Origin of the sequence: Kitasatospora sp. NPDC051702 (assembly GCF_040681575.1) — a bacterium.
In the GTDB taxonomy this organism is placed as follows: domain Bacteria; phylum Actinomycetota; class Actinomycetes; order Streptomycetales; family Streptomycetaceae; genus Kitasatospora.
The window spans coordinates 38828-57742 of sequence record NZ_JBFAZB010000051.1 but is presented as its reverse complement, the minus strand read 5'-3'; the positions used below and the strand labels follow the sequence as shown (position 1 = coordinate 57742).

The following is an 18915-nucleotide window of genomic DNA, read 5'->3' as shown; positions in this document are numbered from 1 at the left end:
CTCCCCCTCCCGCCACCACCGTTCACACCACTGGAGCATGCGCATGTGCGGAATCACCGGCTGGGCGTCCTTCCACCAGGACGTCCGGCACAGTGCCCCCGTCATCGAGGCGATGACCGAGACCATGGCCCTGCGCGGGCCGGACGCCGGGGGTGTCTGGCTCGGCGCCCACGCCGCGCTCGGCCACCGGCGCCTCGCCGTGCTCGACCCCGAGGGCGGCGCCCAGCCGATGGCGGACCGGCCCGACCGGCCGCGGGTGGTGCTCACCTACAGCGGCGAGGTCTACAACCACCACGAGCTGCGCGAGCGGCTCAGAAGCAGGGGCCACCGCTTCGGGACGCGCAGCGACACCGAGGTGGTGCTGCGCGCCTACCTGGAGTGGGGCGACGCCCTGGTCGACCACCTGGAGGGCATGTACGCCTTCGCCGTCTGGGACGAACGCGAGCAGCGCCTGCTGCTGGTCCGTGACCGGCTCGGCGTGAAGCCGCTGTTCTGGGCGGCCGTCGACGGCGGGCTGGCCTTCGGCTCGGAGCCCAAGGCCCTGTTCGCCCATCCCGAGCTCACCCCCACCGTGGACGCCGACGGCCTGCGCGAGGCGTACAGCCTGCTGTTCAACACCGGCCCCACCGTCTGGGCCGGGGTCCGGGAGGTGGAGCCCGGCGGACTGCTCGTCCTCGACCGGGAGGGCGTCCGCGAGCGCCGCTACTGGCAGCTGACCGCACGCCCGCACACCGACGACCTGGCCGCCACGCAGGAGCGCGTCGGCGAGCTGGTCGACCGCGCCGCCCGCACCCAGCTGGAGGCGGACGTCCCGCTCTGCAGCCTGCTCTCCGGCGGCCTGGACTCCACCGTCGTCACCGCCCTGATCGCCGGCGAACTCCGCCGCACCGACGGCCCCGGGGCGAGGCTCCGCTCCTACGCCGTCGACTACAGCGACCAGGCCGAGCGGTTCACCGGCGACGTGCTGCGCACCGGCCACGACACGCCCTTCGCCACCGAGGCCGGCGCCTTCATCGGCACGGACCACTCCACCGTGGTCCTCGACCCGCGGACCCTGCTCGACCCGGAGAACCGGCGGGCCGTCGTCGTCGCCCGGGACTCGCCGATCGGCGTCGGCGACATGGACACCTCGCTCCACCTGCTGTTCGGCGAGATCCGCAGGCACTCCACCGTCGCCCTGTCCGGTGAGGCCGCGGACGAGGTCTTCGGCGGCTACCCGTGGTTCCACGACCCGAAGGCCCTCGCCGCGCGGACCTTCCCCTGGCTGCTCGTCACCGGCGACGAGGCCGCCATGCCGCTCCACCCCGAGCTCGCCGCCGACCTGCGCATCCGCGACTTCCGCGAGGACACCTACCGCACCGCCCTGGCGGGCGTCCCGCACCTCGACGACGAGACGCCCGTCGAGCACCGGCAGCGCGAGATGCAGCACCTCTCGCTCACCCGGTGGCTGCGCCAGCTGCTGCACCGCAAGGACCGCCTCTCGATGGCCCGGGGCCTGGAGGTCCGGGTGCCGTACTGCGACCACCGCCTCGTCGAGTACGCCTTCAACACCCCCTGGGCGATGAAGAACCACGACGGGCGCGAGAAGAGCCTGCTGCGCGACGCCGGCCGGGGCATCGCCCCGGACTCCGTGCTGTGGCGGCCCAAGAACCACTACCCGGCCACCCACCACGCCGACTACAACGCCGGCCTCCAGCGGCTCGCCCTGGAGGCGCTGGACGCACCCCACGTGCGGGAGATCGCGGACGAGACGGTCGTCAGGGCCACCCTCGACACCCCGGCCGACCGCCTGCAGTGGGGCCACCGGCTCCGGCTGGAACGGGTCGTGGACCTCGCGCTCTGGCTCGACCACCACCGCCCCGCCCTGGCCCTCTGACCCGGCGGCCCCACCTCCGCCGCACCCCCGTCGCCCCACCCCGACCGCCATGTGCCCGAAGGAACCGGACATGACCACCCCCGACCGCACCGGGGCCCGCTGCCCCGTCACCGGAGCCACCGCCGGCGAGCCGATCCCGCTGTACGGCTCCGCCTACAAGACCGACCCGTACGACCTCTACCGCCGGATGCGCGACACCGCCCCCGTCCACCGGGTCCGCTTCCCCTCCGGCATCGCCGCCTGGCTGGTCACCGGCTACGAGGCCGCCCACCAGGCGCTCAACGACCCGCGCCTGGGCAAGAACCACGCGCTCGGCAACGACGACTGGCGCGCCCTCGCCTCGATCATGCCCGAGCCCCAGCACTCCCAGCTCCAGGCCCACCTGCTGCACCAGGACCCGCCGGAGCACACCCGGATGCGCCGCCTCGTCCTGGACGCCTTCGCGCCGCGCCGGGTGGAGTCGCTGCGCCCGCGGTTCCAGGAGCTCGCCGACGCCCTCGTGGACGGGCTGCCCGCCGAGGGCGGTGCGGACCTGGTGGCCGGCTTCGCGGCGCACTTCCCCTTCCGGGTCCTGGCGGAGGTCATCGGCCTCCCGCCGGAGCTGGCCGCCCGCTTCGACCGGGACTGGGGCAAGGTCGTCCAGCCCGTCGGGCCCCAGGACCCGGGCCGGCCCGCCTACGAGGCGCGGCTGCTCGGCCTGCAGACGTACATCGCCGAGGTCGTCGCCCACAAGCGCGCGCACCGGGAGGAGGACCTGCTCTCCCGCCTGGTCACCGCCCGGGACGAGGGGGAGCTCACCCGGGAGGAACTGGACTCGATGATCTTCCAGCTCCTGGTCGCCGGCCAGGAGCCCGTCACCAACCAGATCACCACCATGCTGATCACCCTGCTCCGCCACCCCGACCAGCTGGAGCGGCTGCGCGACGACCCCGCCCTGCTGCCCCGCGCGGTCGAGGAACTGCTGCGCTACGACAGCGCCTTCGAGCTCACCACCTGGCGGTTCTTCGCCGAGGACAGCGACCTGCACGGCACCCGCATCCCGGCCGGCGACTCGGTGATCGTCTCGCTCTGCGCGGCCAACCGGGACGGCGGGCAGTTCCCCGACGCCGACACGCTCGACCTCGAACGCAGCCCGAACTCCCACCTGGCCTTCGGCCACGGCGTCCACTTCTGCCCCGGTGCCGCGCTGGCCCGGGCCGAACTGCAGACCGCCCTCGCCACCCTGCTCGCCCGGCTGCCCGGACTGCGGCCCGCCGAACCCCTCGACGACCTCACCTGGATCCCGGCCGTCCTCGCCCGCGGCGTCAACCGGCTCCCGGTCGCCTACGACCGGCGCACCCCGCTCCACACCCGCCCGACCACCTGACACCCCGCTCCCGCCCCGCCCGCCAGGGCGGCCCGGCACCCGCCCCACCGGGGGAACGGGCGCCGGGCCGCCGCCCCGCCATGCCCTCACGGAGGAGACGCATGCCCACCCCGTCCGTTCTGGGTACCTCCAGATCCGTCCGGCAGACCTGCGCCGCCGTCCTGGACCTGCTGCTGCCCCACCGCCGAGCCACCGACACCGCCGCTGCGGCCGGAGCCGACGACTTCCCCGAACAGCTCCGGCAACTGGCCGAGTTCGTCGAGGCGGGGGACCGGATCGTCTTCACCCTGCCCGGCTTCCCCTGCAAGTCGCCCAGCCCCGCCAAGGTCCTCGGACACCTCCCCGACGAGGGCGAGCGGCTCTCGCTCACCTTCCTCGACGACCTCTGCCGGGCGGTCGGCGAGGTGTACGAGCCCGGCGCCCGGATGGAGATCTGCTCCGACGGGCACATCTTCGGCGACCTGATCCGCGTCCCCGATCCGCACATCGACGCCTACTCCGACGAACTCGCCGCCATGATCCGCCGCGAGGGCCTGACCAGCCTCTCCGTCTTCGACCTGCGCGACGTGCTCGGCGACCTCCCGTACGACGAGAAGCGCGCCCGGGTGCACGCCGCGTACGCGCCCACCGTCGAGGACCTGCGCGCCGAGGTGAAGCGCGACGGACACACCCTCGCCCTCTACCGGGGCATCACCCGCTTCCTCACCGAGGACACCGTGGACTTCACCGGCACCAGATCGGCCCTCCAACGGGAGTGCCGCCGCCGCGCGTACGGGGTCATCCAGCGCAGCCGCGCCTGGGGCGACCTCATCGCCGAGCACCACCCCCGCACCGTCCGCCTGTCCATCCACCCGCAGCCGCGCGGTGCCGCCAAGTTCGGGATCCGTCTGCTCGACGCCCCGGACGCCTGGACCACCCCGTGGCACTCCACCGTCCTGCACCGCGCGGACGGCAGCTGGCGGTTGATGCGCCGGGCCGACGCCGAGCAGCAGGGCAGCCTGGTGCTGCGGGCCGGGCGGCCCAGCCACTTCGAGGAGTCCTGACCATCCGTCGGCCGGGCGCGGCAGGCGCCCGACGCACGACCGCCCCCGGGCTCCCGACGGGAGCCCGGGGGCGGCGGTCCGGCGGCACTACACGGGGACGGTCCGCTCCCCGGCGGAGGCCTCCCCGGCGGTCCCACCGGTGGACGTCTCACCGGCGGTCCCACCGGTGGACGCCTCCGCGCGCGTCGCCGGGGCGGGCTGCCGGTGGTCGAAGGCGATCAGCGGATCACCGGTCAGCGGATGCTCCACCACGGCCGCCCGCACGCCGAACACCTCCGCCAGCAGCTCGGGCGTCAGCACCTCCCGCGGCGTGCCGGAGGCCACCAGCGCACCCCGGTGCAGGACGTGCAGCCGGTCGCAGAGCGAGGCCGCGGCGTTCAGGTCGTGCAGCGAGATCAGCGTGGTGCGGCGCTGCGCGCGCAGCACGGCCAGCAGCTCCACCTGGTGCCGGACGTCGAGGTGGTTGGTCGGTTCGTCCAGCACCAGCACGTCCGGCTGCTGCGCGAACGCCCGCGCCAGCAGCACCCGCTGCCGCTCCCCGCCGGACAGCTGCGCGAACCGGCGGTCCGCGTACGCCCCGAGGCCGACCTGCTCCAGCGCCTCGGCGACCGCGGCCCGGTCCCGCTCGTCGTCCCCGGCGAAGGCCCGCTTGTACGGGGTCCGGCCCATCGCCACGACCTCGCGGACGCTGAACTCGAAGTCCGAGCCGCGCTCCTGGGGCAGCGCCGCGACGTGCCGGGCGGCCTCGGCCGGGGCCAGTGAGCGCACGTCGCGCGAGGCCAGCAGCACCCGGCCGGCCCGCGGACGCAGGTGCCGGTAGACGGTGCGCAGCAGGGTGGACTTGCCGCTGCCGTTCGGCCCGACCAGCCCCGCGATCTCGCCCTCGGCGGCGATCAGTCCGACGTCGGAGAGCACGTCCCGGCCCCCGAGGGCGACGGTGACCTGCTCGATGGTGATCCTCATCCGCGCTCCAGCCGTCGGTCGAGCAGGTACAGCAGGACGGGCGCGCCGACGACCGCGGTGACGACGCCGATCGGCAGCTCCTGGGTGTCCAGGGCGTTGCGGGCGACGGTGTCCACCGCGACCAGCAGGACGGCACCGGTCAGCGCGGACAGCGGCAGCAGCCGGCGGTGGTCGCCGCCCACGACGAGCCGGCACACGTGCGGGACCAGCAGGCCGACGAAGCCGATCGCGCCCGAGACCGCGACCAGCACCCCGGTCAGCAGGCTGGTGACGGCGAACAGCTCGCGGCGCAGCCGGGCGGTGTCGACGCCGAGTCCGGCGGCGGTCTCGTCGCCCATCAGCAGGGCGTTGAGGTGCCGGGCCCGGGCCTGGAGGGCCAGCCAGCCCAGGGCGACGGCGGCGGCCGGGGCGGCGAGCTGGTCCCAGGTCGCCGCGCCGAGACTGCCCATGAGCCAGAACAGCACGCCCCGGGTCTGCTGGTCGTCCCCGGCCTGGAGGACGAGGAAGCTGGTGAACCCGGAGAGGAACTGCCCGATGGCCACCCCGGCCAGCACCAGGCGCATCGGGGCGAAGCCGCCGCCGCGCCGGGCGATCGCCCACACCAGGGCGAAGGAGCCCAGGGCCCCCGCGAACGCGGCGGCGGAGACGCCGAAGCCGAACGCGAAGCCGGTGCCGGCACCGAGGACGATGACGGCGACGGCGCCCAGCGACGCACCGGAGGAGATGCCCAGCAGGTAGGGGTCGGCCAGCGGATTGCGCACCAGGGCCTGGACGGCGGTGCCGACCAGGCCCAGTCCGGCACCGACGAGTGCCGCGAGCAGGGCGCGGGGGACGCGCAGCTGCCAGACGATCAGGTCCCGGGTGCCGGCCTCGGGCGCCGTCCCGGTGATCCGGTGCGCCACCACCGTCCACACCTCGTGGACCGGGATGTCCACGGAACCGAACGAGACGGCCAGGGTGAGCGCGAGGACCAGTGCGGCGACGAGGGCGGACGCGACGGCGCCGGCCCGCGCGGTGCGCGCGGGCCGGCGGACGGGCGCCGCAGCGGGTGCGGCCGTCATCTACCGGGCGTCCTTGACCAGGTCGGGGAAGAGGGCGTGTGCGATCTGCTCGACGGTGTCGGCGTTGCGGGTGCCGGCGATGGTGGTCACCTCGGAGCCGATCCGCACGAAGCGGCCCTCCTGGACGGCCTTGAGCCCCTTGGTGGCGGGGAACTCGCGCAGGAACTTCTCCGCCTCGTCGAACGCCTTCCCGTTCTCGGCCTCGCTGCCGCGGTTGCGCACGCCGAGCTGGATCCAGTCGGGGTTCTTCGCGACGACGTCCTCCCAGGAGACGGGCTTGAAGTCGCCGTCGAGGTCGCCGAACACGTTGCGGGCACCGGCGAGCCCGATCACGGCGTTGCCGACCTGCCGGTTGCCCACCGCCATCGGCTGCTTGGTGCCGGCGTCGAAGTCGAAGAAGAAGTAGCCGGGGCGCTTGTCCGCCGGCACCCCGGCCAGCGCGGTCCGCACCGTTGCGACCTTCTTCTCCATGTCCGCGACCAGGCCTTCGGCCTTGGCCGAGGTGCCGGTGACCTTGCCGAGGCTCCTGATGTCGGTCTCGACACCGGCGAGGTCCTGCACGGCGGCCGGGGCCGTGGCCGCGCAGGAGGTGGAGTGCAGGAAGACCCGCTTGATCCCGGCGGCCCGGTACTCCTGGTCGGTCGGCGTGGTGCCCATCCCGCCGCCCATGCCGCCCATGTCGGCGAAGGTCTCCACGTACAGGTCGGCGCCGGAGCCGAGCAGCTTCTCCTTGGGGATCACCATGTCCCCGAGCACCGGCACCCTGGCGCCGGCGTCGGCGATCCCGGCGGGCAGGGTGCCCTTGCCGGGCGGGAAGCCCGTGCCGATCACCCGGTCGCCCGCACCGAGCTGCAGCAGCATCTCCAGGCCGGAGGCGTTGCTGGTGACGATCCTCTTCGGCGCCGCGTCGAACACCGTCTCCTTGCCGGCACAGTCCGTGGCCGTGACCGGGAACGCCGCTGCCGACGGGGCCCCGGAAGCAGCTGCGGACGTCGCCGCTCCCGCGTCGCCGGCCCCGGCACCTCCGTCACTGCTGCATCCCGTCACGAGGACGGCGACGGCGGCGGCCATGCCGCACAACACACGAGAACGCATGGAACTCTCCTGGGAACATCCGGGTGCAGTGGGCCGACGGTTGCGGGCCCGGCTCTGGTAGTCGGGCCCGGCGCCGGAGTAGTTCCCGGGTGCGTCCGGGATTTTCCCGGGCCGCTCCCCGGCGCCATGCCGCGTGGTGATGCCGCACGCCGTTGCGGGGGCCCCGGGAGGGTTTCGGGGGGACGGCCGCCCGGCCCGGGCCGGGCTGCCATGATGGGGCGGCCATGCCCGCGCCGCCGTCCCTCCCGCGCTCCCGCACCGCCGCCGCCGATGTGCGGCTGGTGCGGGCGGTCGTGCTGGCCTCGGTGAGCGTCGCGCTGGCCGCGGCCGCCCACACCGCGGCCGGTGGCCGGGTGGAGCCGGGCCCGCTGCTCCTCGGCTGGCTGGTCACGGCCCTCGCCGGTGCCGCCGGGTCGGGGCGGCGACGGTCGTTGCCCACGATCACGGGCGCCTTCTCGGTCGGCCAGCTGGGCCTGCACCTGTGGCTGCAGGCGGCCCCGGAAGCGCCCCTGCCCGACCGGACCAGGAGGGTCGCCGCTCCGGGCGGGCACGTGCACGTCCACCACCCGGCCGCGGTGACCGGCGGCGGCGCCGCGCACACGGCGGCCCATTCCGGGATGCTCGGGCACTCGCCGGCCATGCTCGCCGCCCACGCCGGTGCGGCGCTCGCCACGGGGTGGCTGCTGCACCGGGTCAAGGTCCTCCTGTGGCGGCTGATGGACCTGGCGCGGGCCCTGCCGGAGTCGGCCCGCGGCTGGCGCCGACGGTTCTCCGACACCGTGGCCCGGCTGGCCGGTCGGGCCGCTCCCGTCCGCCCGCGGACCGCGCCCCGCGCCGCTCCGGTCGGCCGCGCCGACGAGGTGCTCCCGAGGCCGGCGGTCCTGCGGCACAGCCTGGTCCTCCGGGGGCCTCCACGGACGGTCGGCGTCTAGGGCGTGTCTAGGGCCGCCGGCTCATGGCCCAGGGCGCCGCACCGACCGTCACGATCCCCCTCCCCGCACGGCCCCGGCCCGGCTTCCGCCGCGCCGGTGCACGCCGTGCCCATCTCCCGGACGGAGAACCCCGCCCCATGCGCTCCACCGCTTCCCGACGCGTCGCCACCGCGGCCGCGCTGGCCACCGCCGCCGTGCTCGCCACCGCCGCCCCCGCGTTCGCGCACGTGACCGTCCAGCCCGGCACCGCCTCCCAGGGCGGCTACACCGCCATCGCCTTCCGCGTCCCGGACGAGAGCGACACCGCCGCCACGACCGAGCTGGAGGTCACCCTGCCGGCCGACCACCCGATCGCCTCGGTCGCCACCGAGCCGCTGCCCGGCTGGACCGCCACGACCGAGAAGACCAAGCTGTCCACCCCGATCAAGACCGACGACGGCGACGAGATCACCGAGGCCGTCTCGAAGGTCACCTGGACCGCGGCCGCCGGGACCAAGATCGCCCCCGGCCAGTTCCAGGACTTCCGGATCTCCCTCGGCGCGCTGCCCACCGACACCGACAAGGTGGTCTTCAAGGCCCTGCAGACCTACGACGACGGCACCGTGGTCCGCTGGATCGACGAGAGCGCGGCCGGCCAGCCCGAGCCCCAGCACCCGGCCCCGACCCTCACCCTCACCAAGGCCGCCGCCGACGGCGACACCGACCACCCGGCGGCCGCCCCGCAGGCGGCACCCGCGGCCGCCGCGTCGTCCTCGTCCTCCTCCGACACCACGGCCCGCACCCTCGGCGTCGTCGGCATCCTCGTCGGCGTCGCCGGGACGGCCTTCGGCGTCCTCGGCCTGCGCCGGCGCGACGGCCGCCGGTCCTGACCCCGCCCCGGGTGGGCGCCCACCAGGCGCTCACCCGGGCCCGCCGCCCGCGGCGGGCGGGCGTCAGCCGTGGGCCAGGCAGTGCTCGAGCTCGTCGAGCGCGTAGAAGTAGCTGCCCTTGGCCACGGGCTTGCAGGACGCCTTGAAGGCGGTCTCCTTCTCGTTGTAGAGCATGCGCACCAGGTGCGTGGCCGGCCGGCCGTCGGAGGGCGTGTTCGCGAAGAGGTCCCACTGGATGTTGGCCGCCATCGGCGAGACCTCCGCACCGCGCCAGGGGTTGTTCCGGTAGGTGTAGGGCTGCCCCGGGTCGGCGGGCGCGGTGCTGCCCGGCAGGCCCATCAGGGCGGCGAGCGGCTCGATCTCCTCGGCGTGGGTGAAGCGCAGCACCGCGCCGTCGCCGTCGGTGCCGGCGGCCTTGGCCCCGGCCCGGGCGAGGAGGTCGTCCAGCAGGACCCCGGCCATCCGGTAGGTGATGGTGCGTCCGCTGAACGCGGGGCCCTTCTGGTAGAACTCCTCGGCGTCGTCGAGGTAGGCGAGCCACCGGGCGTCGCGGTCGGTCAGGAACGGGGCGAGGTCGACGTCCGGCGCCTCGGTGCGGAGGTCGGGCGCCGCGCCGTACAGCTGGTACAGCGAGCGGGCGAAGGAGACCTGGTCCGCGGCGGACATCGTCGCGGTGAAGTCCGCCCGGAACAGGCGCGCGACGACCCGGTGCGCCGTCTCGGCCGTGCGCGGGTCACCGTCGATCCGCGCGAGGACCGCGGCCAGCGCCGGATCGCCCTTCACGTACGCCTGGTAGTCGGCGTTCTGCGGCTGCTTGTGGAAGTACAGCAGGTCCTTGTCGGTGACCGGCTCCTTGATCAGGCCCGTGAGCGCCGGATCGCCGGAGGTCAGACCGCCCGTGAACGCACCGGCGCTGGCGACCGCCCGCGGCACCCCCGAGGTCTCCACCACGATCGGCTCGTGCCGGGCGGCGATGCCCGCGAACAGGGACGGCAGCCGCTGCTCCATGCGCAGCGCGGTCTGCCGGTGCTCCTCGGCGCCGCGGGCGGAGAGGTTGCCGTAGCCGAGGGCGGCGGCCGCGGACAGCAGCGACTGCACCTGCGGGCCCAGTCGCGCACCGAGGCCGGTGAGCGCGCCCCGGTCCTGCGCCCGGCGCAGGACGGCGAGGACGGCGTCGCCGTCGCCGCTGTCGGTCATGGCGCGGGAGCCGTGGCGGGCGACGTTCTCGGTGAAGACCGGCACGAAGCCCTTCGGCGGCTTCTGGTAGTGGCCCGGCCCGCCCTGCGGGGCGTAGGGGGTCTTGGTCCCGTAGAGGTCGTGCCCGGTGTGCGACGTGGCGGGCCGTTCCCGCGCGGACGCGGTGCCGGCGGTGAACAGCACGCCGGCGGCGAGGGAGACGGCCATGACAGCGGACAGGGGGGCGGTGCGCTTCACGGCGGCCCTTCGGGTCGGATCGGTCTACCGGTCGGTAGCTCCGGGCCGTCGCACGGTGACACGGTGACGAGAAGCCCTGTCGACGTCGTGTCATGGCCGGGGTTACGGGCGGCTGAACGCCTGCCGCCGGTCGAACCGGCGTGCCCGGGCTGGTGGCCGCCGGGCGGGTGAGCGAGGGCCTTGTGAAATGACATCCATTTTCATGTAGAGTGGCCGCACCGACCGCCCGACCCGCTCGCATCGCACCCCAGGACGGAGCCCCGATGTCCGCCCACTGCCAACTGACCGGCCGCCGGCCGGGTTTCGGCAACGCGATCTCGCACTCGCACCGCCGCACCCCCCGCCGGTTCGACCCCGACATCCAGCACAAGCGCTACTGGCTGCCCGGAGAGGGCCGGTACGTCCGGCTCACGCTCAGCGCCAAGGGCATCCGCACCGTCGACGCGATCGGCGTCGAGGCGGCCGTCGCCCGCATCCGCGCCCGAGGAGGGAAGGTCTGATGGCACGCCGCCCATGGTGACCGCGTCCAGCAACTCGTCTTCACCGCCGAGGGGCTGGACACCCACGGGATCGTCGGACTCCTCGACTCCTGCCTGCTCACCGACGCCGAGCTGATGGCGGGGGAGCGGAGCGGGAAGGTCCTGCCCGACGCTTTCGGGGACCTCCTCGAACCCGTCTCCTGACCCCCGATGGCCCCGAGGGGACATTCGGATCGCATTGGCCCGACCGAACGGCCGTCCGACCTGGCATCTGCCACCCCCGCCACCGGGCGGGCGGTGCCCTCACAGTCCGCGGATCGCGGGCCTGGTCAACGCGTACCCGAAGGCGCCCAGGAGGCAGAGCCCCGTGGCCGCGAACACGCTCCGGCTCCCGAACGCGTCCACCGCCGCGCCGGCCGCGATCACCGAGAGCGGGAAGACCCCCAGCGCGCAGAAGGTGACGGCCGCCATGACCCGGGCCAGCAGCGCGGGCGGAGTGCTCCTCTGCACGCCGGTGACGACCAGGACGTTGGTCACCGTGCTGGCGCCGCCGGCCAGGCAGAGCAGCAGCACGGCGCCGACCAGGCCGGTGAACGGCACCAGGCCGATCGCCGCACCCATCACCAGACCGGAGCGCATCGCCGTACGGCCCCGCGAGCGCACCTCGGTGAGCCCGGCCGCGAACAGGCCGCCGACCAGCGCGCCGCCGGTGAACGCGGCCAGCAGCAGGCCCAGCCCGACGGCACCGGCGCCGAAGCCGTGGGTGGCCAGGGTCGGCAGGGCGACCCGGGTGGCACCGCCCACCGTCAGGTTGGCGATCACCGTCACCGTCAGCACCGCCCGCAGCAACGGGGACTCCCGCAGCAGGGCACGGAAGTTCCGCGGCACGGAGGCCCGTTCGGACACCGGGCCGGGCGGTGCGACGGGGGTGCCGCGACCGATCAGCAGCAGCGTCACCGCCGACACGGCGAAGGTCGCCGCGTCCACGCCCAGGGCGGCGGCCGGGTCCAGCCAGGCGACCAGCGGGCCGGCCAGCGCCGGACCGAGCAGTCCGGCCCCGAAGGTGACCGTGCTGTTCAGCGCGTTGCCCGCGTGCAGGTCCTCGGCGGGCAGCAGGGTCGGCGTGATCGCCCAGGCGGCCGGCAGGAACACCCCCGCCCCGAGGCCGACCAGCAGCGCGAGCCCGCCGATCAGCCAGAACCGGGCCACCCCGGCCGCGGCGATCCCGCACAGCCCGGCGGTGGCGAGCAGCCGGCCGAGGTCGGCGGTCAGCATCACCCGCCGGGCCCCGAACCGGTCGGCGAGGATCCCGCCGAGCGGGGTGGCGGCCAGCCGCCCCGCGCCGTAGGCGGCGACCACCAGGCTCAACTGGCGGGCGCCCCCGGCGAGGGAGTACACCAGCAGCGGCAGGGCGACCAGCTGGAACGCGTTGCCGAACTCCGAGGTGCCCTGCCCGATCACCAGCAGCCGGTAGCCGCGTGCCCGCAGGGGCGCGGCGCCGATCCGGGGGCGGAACCGCCCCGGGCCCGTCGCGGTGCGCGCTCCCGGGCCTCCCGTCCGGGCGGCGTCCGTCCGGGCGGTGTCGCCCGCCGGCGCGCCGTCCGTCGGTGCGTCGCCCGTCGGTGCGTCGCCCGCCGGCGCGCCGTCCGTCGGTGCGTCGCCCGCCGCGGTGCCGCCCGCCGGTGCGTCGCCCGCTCCCGAGCGGCTAGCCATCGAGTGAGACCGGCAGCGACTCCAGGCCGCGCAGCATGATCGTGTTGCGCCAGGGCAGCGTCTCCTCCGCGGCGGCCAGTTCGATCCGCGTGAAGCGCTCCAGCAGGCCGGTCAGCGCCACCTCGCTCTCCAGCTTGCCGAGGAAGGAGCCGAGGCACCGGTGCAGGCCCTGCCCGAAGGCCAGGTGGCCCGGATCGCCGCGGTCCAGGATCAGCCGGTCCGGGTCGGCGAAGCGGGCCGGGTCCCGGTTGGCCGCGCCGAGCGAGAGCAGCACCAGCTCGTCCGCGGGGATCTCCACGTCGTCGACCGTCACGGCGGCGTTGGTGAACCGCAGCGTGGCCATGCTCACCGGGGACTCGTAGCGCAGGAACTCGTCGATCGCGACCGGCATCGCCGCCGGGTTGGCGCGCAGCCAGGCGAGCTGGTCGGGGTGGTGGAGCAGGGCGAGGGTGGCGGTGCCGAGCAGGTTGACGGTGGTCTCGTGGCCGCCGATCAGCAGCAGGAAGACCATCGAGAACACCTCCTGTTCGGTGAGTTCGCCGGCGTCGCAGGCCTGCACCAGGTCGGTGAGGATGTCCGTGCTCGGCGAGGACCGTCGGGCGGTCATCAACTCCCGGAGGTAGTCGTTCAGTTCGGTGGTCGCCTGGGCGAAGGTCAGGTCGCCGCCCTGGGTGAGGATCGCCGTCGACCAGGTGCGGAAGGCCTGCATGTCCTCCGGGGGGAAGCCCAGCAGATCGCAGATGACCATGATCGGCAGCGGGAAGGCGAAGTCCGTCACCAGGTCGGCGGTCTCCCGGCCGCGCAGCCCGTCCAGCAGGCCGCCGGCGATGCGCTCGACCAGCGGTCGCATCAGGTCCACCCGCCGGCGGGTGAAGACGCCCTGGATCAGCCGGCGCAGCCGGGTGTGGTCCGGCGGGTCGCTGTTGAGCATGTGGACCACCTCCGAACCGAGTGTCAGTCCGGAGCCCCGCCCGCTCGCGATGGCCTGGCTGCGCCGGACGTCCTGCCCGAAGCTCGGGTCCATCAGCGCCGCCCGGACGTCCTGGTAGCGCGTCACCAGGTAGACCGGCAGGCCCTCGCCGAACTCCACGACGGAGACCGCGCCGCCCTCGCGGATCCGGGCGAGCGTGGGGTAGGGGTCGCGGATGAACGCGGACATCCGCGCGGCGGCGTCGTCGACCGCGGTGGTCATGGATCTCTCCTCGGGATCGAAGCTCTCGCGGACGGGCGGCCGTGCGCGGCTAAACCGTCAGCGACGGGAAGGGCCAGCGCCGCACCCGCATGGGCAGGAACCAGGCGCGGCCGGCCTGTTCGGCGATCAGACCGGCGTCGGCGAAGTCCCGGTGGACGGCGTCCGGCAGCAGCTCGAGGTCGACGCCCTCGGACAGCGCCTCCACCTGCGCCAGGTGGCCCGGCTCGTCGATGGTGAACAGCTCCAGCGTCCCGAACCGGCGGTCGCGCACCTCGACGAAGCCGGGGCCGCGCCGGAAGACGCACTTGCTCGGGTAGTACGTGGCGCGCCACCCGTCGGCGACCTCCGGCGCGCACCCGGTCACCCGCTCGGGCGGGTAGAGGTGGTGGAACCGGCGCCGCGCGGCGCAGCCGTCCGTGCAGACCGCCTGCCAGAGCACGGCCAGCCCCTGCCCGGTCGCCTCGCGCAGCAGCGTCAGCGCCCGCGCGGAGGCCGCCGGCGCGTCCGCGCACAGGTGCACCGGCCCGGTCAGCCGCAGGCAGCGGACCCCGGCGCGGTGCAGCTCGGTGACCTCCTCCTGCACCGGGCCGCGCAGCCTGCGGCGACCGAGCGCGTAGCCCGGCAACTCCCGTGCGGCGGGGTCGTAGTCGAGCCACAGCTCGACCTCGGGGTCGGCCGCACGCCAGGCGGCGGCGTCGGCTGCTTCAGCCGATCGCGACGGCATCGAGCACCTCCTCGGCGTGGGGGTGGACGGCGACGGGGCCGTGCCGGTGCTGCATCCGCATCAGCACCTGGTTGTCGGACTCGACGGCGACCTGCAGGAAACTGTCCCCGTCGTGGAACAGCAGGCCCAGGGCGGTGAAGCGCTCCAGCACCGGCCCGACCGCCGCTGCGCCGCCGGGGGTCTTGGCGGCCAGCGCGGCGGCCGACCGGGGCTGGGAGAGCAGCCGGAAGACGGCGAGCTCCACCGGATCGGTCAGCTCGACCACCCGCCAGTCGAACCCGGGACGGGTGTTGACGAGCACGATCCGGTCGCCGGCGTCCCGGTGGGTGAGCCGGCTGTCGGGGAACCGGGCGAGCCAGGTGTCCACGGCCGCGCCCAGCCGCTCCGCGAGCCCGCCGCCGATCCCGCGCGGCGGCGCGGTGAACACGTAGGCCAGTTCGTTCAGTTCGCTCTCCGGGAGGCGGTAGGTCGCGCGGTACTGGAAGGCCGGCCGGGTGATCGCGAAGCCGAGCTCGGGGCGGTCGAAGTACGGGCTGAACCGCTCGATCGCGATCCGCCCCGCGCCGGTCGGCGGGTCCAGGTGGTGCAGCACGGGCAGCTGGCGGATCACCGACTCGTAGTCGTCCGGCTGCTCGCCGGGGAAGCCGTAGAGGTAGTTCCAGGTCACCGAGACCCCGGCGCTCTGCGCGTCCCGCAGCGCACGGACGTTCTGGCAGCCCGTCACCCCCTTGTCCATGATCCGCAGGACCCGGGTGCTCAGGTTCTCGATGCCGGGCTGCACCTGGGCCGCGCCCGAGTCGCCGAGCAGCTGGAACTGGTGGCGGCGCAGGTTGGCCTTGATCTCGAAGTGCAGCCGCAGGTCGACGGGGAGCTCCGTCAGCGACTTCAGGACGGTGTCGAAGTAGCCCATGTCCAGGATGTTGTCGACCACGTAGACGTCCAGCAGCTGGTGGCGTTCGGCGAGCGCGAGCACCTCGGCGAGGAAGTCCGCCGGGGGCTTGGAACGGAACTCCATCGAGGAGCCGTTGAGCCCGCAGAAGGTGCAGTGGTGCTTCTCGCCCCACCAGCAGCCCCGGGAGCCCTCGACGACCAGCTTGGGGTCGACCCAGCCGGCCGCGACGGAGGCGTCGAGCCGCTCGAAGAAGCCGTCGTAGCGGGGCGCCAGGATCGCCGCGGGCGGCAGCGGGCGCGTCGACATCGCGTTGGCCGTCGACCTCCCGGAGCCGTCGCGCCAGCACAGCCCGGGGACCGCGGAGAGGTCGCCGCCGGCCAGCAGCGCCGGGAAGGCGGCCTCGCCCTCGCCGCGCACCACGTAGTCCAGGAAGGGGAAGTTGCGGTGCAGCGCGGCGCCCTGCGGACCGTCGCAGTTCGCGCCGCCGAACACCGTCCGCACCTGCGGGCAGCGCTGCTTGAGCAGCCTCGCGGCGGCCAGACTCGCCGTGTTCTGCTGGAAGGTGGTGGTGAAGCCGACCAGGTCCGGTGGGTCGGCGGCGAGTTCCTCGACCAGGCGGGTGATGAACGCGGGGGCGATCGCGCGGGTGGCCCGGGTCAGGGCGATCTCCTGCTCGCTCGCGCCGTTGGCGGCGAGGTACTCGAAGTAGCCCGCGAAATCGTGGTTGTGACTGTCGCCGTCGCCGTGACTGTCGCCGTCGGGGCCCGGGGCCGGCTCGTCGTCGCCGTACAGCGCGCCGGCGAACGCCCAGTCCCCCGCGCCCTGGAAGTAGGACTTCTCGGAGAAGTACTGGTAGTCGTCCGCGCCGAATCCCGTGGTCCCGGCCGCCCAGTCCACGAAGTCCAGGTTGGCGTAGCGCACGTCGACCCGGTGGCCCGCACGGACGGCGGCGGTGTGCAGGATCCCGAGCGCCAGCGACGGCACGTCGATCGCGCCCCAGGGCATGTGCAGCAGGACGATACGCATGGTGGCCACTTCTGTTGTCCGCAGACGGTCGGTGAGGTGTCGCTCCGGGGCACCGTGGGCGCCCCGGAGCGACGGAGGGTCACTTCTTCGCTTCCGGCTTCGGCTTCGGCTGCCCCTTGAGGGCAGGCGCGACCGGCGCGGCCTTGGTGATGTCGAGCGCGAAGTTCTGGACCACCACGGCGCCCCGGTCACGCTCCGGGGTGCTGATCGGGTCGTTCTGGATGCTGCGTCGCTTCATGGCTGTTCACCTCCTTCCATCGACTCGGCGGGGACCCCGGGGCGATCGCCCCGGGGTGGCCGGGGGAGTGGTGCGGGCCAGGACCGCCCGGCGAACCGGACCATCGCGGTCAGCACCGATCGGTGGTCGGCGGTCCGGCGGCTGTAGTGGCCGCCGTCCACCCAGAGCAGCTCGTGCGGCACCGCCAGCCGGCCCAGGTCGGCGGCGTAGCGGGCCACCTGGTCGGGCGGGCAGCGCTCGTCGGTCCGCGAGGCGACCAGCAGGACGGGCGAGCGGACCTGGTGCACGTACGACCGCGGGTCGGCCGCGCGGTAGCGCTCCGGGACCTCGTCCGGTGTCCCGCCGAAGAGCTGCCGGTCCAGCGCGCGCAGGGCGGGGGTGGTGGTGCGGTAGGCGGCCGGGTAGTCCGCGATCGGCTGGGCGGCCATGCCGAGCGACCACAGGTCCGGCTGCGCGCCCATCGCCAGCAGGGCCAGGTAGCCGCCCCACGAGAACCCGCACAGGCCGGTGCGCTCCGCGAGCGCCGTACCGTCGGCGACCAGGTCCGCGCGGACGGCGGCCAGGTCCTCGATCTGGGCCAGCCCGACCCGGTGGCCGTACTCGTGCTGCCAGCGGGCGCCGTAGCCGGTGGAGCCCCGGTAGTTGGTGCGCACCACCGCGTAGCCCTGCTCCACCAGGACGTTCACCCGCGGGTCGTAGGAGTCCCGGTCGTGGGTGGCGGGGCCGCCGTGCACCAGGAAGAGCGTCGGCCACGGGCCGGGGCCGGCCGGGGTGCTGACGAAGCTGTGGATGCGCCCGTACGGCCGGGTCGTCCAGCGCCGGGTGCGGGAGGTGCCGTCGTGGTCCGGGCCGGGGTGGTGGGCGACCTCCGTGCCGGGGCGCAGCACCAGCGGGCGGGGCGGTGTCGACTCCCGGCTCCAGACGCAGTACAGGGTGCCGTCGGGGGCGCAGGAGAGGTCGTGGATCGTGCCGCCCGGGGTGCTGATCTCCCGGACGGACGGGGCCCGTCGGGCCGGCTCCGGTTCCTGGTCCCTCGTCCCCTGCCAGGCCGGCTCCTGCCGCGTTCCCTCCTCCCGCCGGGCCGCCCTCCGTGTCGTCGCCCCCGGTCCGTCCGGCGGGTCGAGGTCGGCGAGCAGCAGGCGGCTCCGTCCGGCCCGCTCGTGCTGGATCAGCACTCCGCGCGGCCCCTGGTACCAGCCGGCCGTGATCTGCGCGTCGAACGAGAGCCCCGGGTGCCGGCGCAGCCCCGCGTCCGCGCTCCAGGTCGCGAGGGCGTACCGGTCCTCCTCCTCGACCACCAGCAGCAGCTCCGGCTCGGGTACCGCGAGCGGGTTGAACTCGATCGGCCAGAGCCGCAGTCCACGGTTCCCGGCGATCCGCAGCGGGCCGTCCGGCCGGGCGCCCGGCAGTCCGTGCGCGCTGCCGTTCGCCGTGCCGTTCGCCGTGCCGTCCGTGCTGCCGTCCGTCTCGTCGTCCGCCTGCGCCGCCGTCGGCCACAGGACCACCGCGTCGTCCCCGTCGGGCTGCCCGGCGAGCGCGAGCAGCCGGCCGTCCGGCGACAGGTCGGCCAGGCCTAGGTACCCCGGCGCCGAGCCGATCAGCCGGGCCTCGCCCGCGGGCGGCCCGACGTAGCAGTGCGAGGCGCCGTCGACGCCGACGGCCACCGCCGCGAGCGCACCCGTCCGGTCGAAGGCGACGCCGTAGGCCCGTCCGCGCGGCACGCCGTGCAGCGCCTCGCCGGCCGGACCGCCGGCGAAGGGCTCGCGCCGCCACCGCCCTTCCCCCGCGTGGTCGGCGTCGAACCACCAGACGGCGTCGCCGTCCGGTTCGATCTCGCTGAGGTGGACGCCCTCCGGCCGGTCGGTGACCACGCGGCGCCGGCCCGTCCCGAGGTCCCAGGCCACCGCCTGCCAGCGCTCGTCGACGAGCCGGGTCTCGACCGCGCGGCCGGCCGCCAACGCGGCGAAGCCGGGGGACTGGAACGCCTGCGTCACGGACCCGGCCCTTCCGGC

The 18915-nt window shown here is 74.8% G+C and carries 16 protein-coding genes; 6 read left to right on the top strand and 10 right to left on the bottom strand.

All coding sequences use genetic code 11. The features are described from left to right. Nucleotides 1-43 precede the first annotated feature (43 nt). From asnB to AB0N04_RS32000, 3 genes are all read left to right on the top strand, one after another. Nucleotides 44-1876 carry an asparagine synthase (glutamine-hydrolyzing) gene (gene asnB / locus AB0N04_RS32010; RefSeq protein WP_360217957.1) on the top strand — a complete coding sequence of 611 codons (1833 nt, stop codon included), beginning with the start codon at nucleotides 44-46 and terminating at the stop codon, nucleotides 1874-1876. Nucleotides 1877-1946: 70 nt separating this feature from the next. Then, nucleotides 1947-3242: a cytochrome P450 gene (locus AB0N04_RS32005; protein ID WP_360217959.1), complete on the top strand. Its 1296-nt coding sequence runs from the start codon at nucleotides 1947-1949 to the stop codon at nucleotides 3240-3242. A gap of 101 nt (nucleotides 3243-3343) precedes the next feature. Beyond that, entirely contained in the window at nucleotides 3344-4285 is a 942-nt protein-coding gene (locus tag AB0N04_RS32000) for an isocyanide synthase family protein (RefSeq protein ID WP_360217962.1), read from the top strand. A gap of 87 nt (nucleotides 4286-4372) precedes the next feature. On the opposite strand, the gene AB0N04_RS31995 is transcribed toward AB0N04_RS32000, so the two are convergent. The 3 genes from AB0N04_RS31995 to AB0N04_RS31985 are packed head-to-tail and all read right to left on the bottom strand — an operon-like array spanning nucleotide 4373 to nucleotide 7404. Continuing rightward, entirely contained in the window at nucleotides 4373-5248 is an 876-nt protein-coding gene (locus AB0N04_RS31995; RefSeq protein WP_360217965.1) for an ABC transporter ATP-binding protein, read from the bottom strand. Then, entirely contained in the window at nucleotides 5245-6309 is a 1065-nt protein-coding gene (locus AB0N04_RS31990) for an iron ABC transporter permease (RefSeq protein ID WP_360217968.1), read from the bottom strand. Before AB0N04_RS31990 ends, AB0N04_RS31995 begins: the two co-directional genes overlap by 4 nt. Then, nucleotides 6310-7404, bottom strand: coding sequence for an ABC transporter substrate-binding protein (locus AB0N04_RS31985; RefSeq protein WP_360217971.1), 1095 nt, complete (start codon nucleotides 7402-7404; stop codon nucleotides 6310-6312). Between the two features lie 224 nt (nucleotides 7405-7628). Here AB0N04_RS31985 and AB0N04_RS31980 point away from each other — a divergent pair, with 224 nt between their 5' ends. Further along, a complete protein-coding gene (locus tag AB0N04_RS31980; RefSeq protein WP_363365629.1) occupies nucleotides 7629-8336 on the top strand; it encodes a hypothetical protein in 708 nt (235 codons plus the stop codon). Nucleotides 8337-8473: 137 nt separating this feature from the next. Next, nucleotides 8474-9205, top strand: coding sequence for a YcnI family protein (locus AB0N04_RS31975; RefSeq protein ID WP_360217977.1), 732 nt, complete (start codon nucleotides 8474-8476; stop codon nucleotides 9203-9205). Nucleotides 9206-9268: 63 nt separating this feature from the next. Here the strand turns inward: AB0N04_RS31975 and AB0N04_RS31970 are convergent, their stop codons facing one another. Continuing rightward, nucleotides 9269-10639, bottom strand: coding sequence for a histidine-type phosphatase (locus AB0N04_RS31970; protein ID WP_360217981.1), 1371 nt, complete (start codon nucleotides 10637-10639; stop codon nucleotides 9269-9271). Between the two features lie 263 nt (nucleotides 10640-10902). Between AB0N04_RS31970 and rpmB the strand changes: the two genes are divergently transcribed. Continuing rightward, nucleotides 10903-11139 (top strand): 50S ribosomal protein L28, encoded by a 237-nt coding sequence (gene rpmB / locus AB0N04_RS31965; protein WP_360217984.1) that lies wholly within the window; start codon nucleotides 10903-10905, stop codon nucleotides 11137-11139. Nucleotides 11140-11421: 282 nt separating this feature from the next. Here the strand turns inward: rpmB and AB0N04_RS31960 are convergent, their stop codons facing one another. The 6 genes from AB0N04_RS31960 to AB0N04_RS31935 all read right to left on the bottom strand — a co-directional run bounded on the left by AB0N04_RS31960 (nucleotide 11422) and on the right by AB0N04_RS31935 (nucleotide 18897). Next, nucleotides 11422-12831, bottom strand: a complete 1410-nt coding sequence (locus AB0N04_RS31960; RefSeq protein ID WP_360217987.1) for an MFS transporter — start codon at nucleotides 12829-12831, stop codon at nucleotides 11422-11424. Next, nucleotides 12824-14023, bottom strand: a complete 1200-nt coding sequence (locus tag AB0N04_RS31955) for a cytochrome P450 (protein ID WP_360217990.1) — start codon at nucleotides 14021-14023, stop codon at nucleotides 12824-12826. The genes AB0N04_RS31960 and AB0N04_RS31955 overlap by 8 nt, the downstream gene beginning before the upstream one ends. A gap of 49 nt (nucleotides 14024-14072) precedes the next feature. Then, entirely contained in the window at nucleotides 14073-14747 is a 675-nt protein-coding gene (locus AB0N04_RS31950) for a DUF5825 family protein (RefSeq protein ID WP_360217992.1), read from the bottom strand. Beyond that, nucleotides 14728-16665, bottom strand: coding sequence for a RiPP maturation radical SAM C-methyltransferase (locus AB0N04_RS31945; protein ID WP_360217994.1), 1938 nt, complete (start codon nucleotides 16663-16665; stop codon nucleotides 14728-14730). Before AB0N04_RS31945 ends, AB0N04_RS31950 begins: the two co-directional genes overlap by 20 nt. Before the next feature lie 79 nt (nucleotides 16666-16744). Next, nucleotides 16745-16903: a hypothetical protein gene (locus AB0N04_RS31940; RefSeq protein ID WP_181970410.1), complete on the bottom strand. Its 159-nt coding sequence runs from the start codon at nucleotides 16901-16903 to the stop codon at nucleotides 16745-16747. Then, the gene (locus AB0N04_RS31935; protein ID WP_360217997.1) at nucleotides 16900-18897 is read right to left on the bottom strand and encodes a prolyl oligopeptidase family serine peptidase; all 1998 of its coding nucleotides are present in this window, start codon (nucleotides 18895-18897) and stop codon (nucleotides 16900-16902) included. The genes AB0N04_RS31940 and AB0N04_RS31935 overlap by 4 nt, the downstream gene beginning before the upstream one ends. Between the last annotated feature and the right edge of the window lie 18 nt (nucleotides 18898-18915).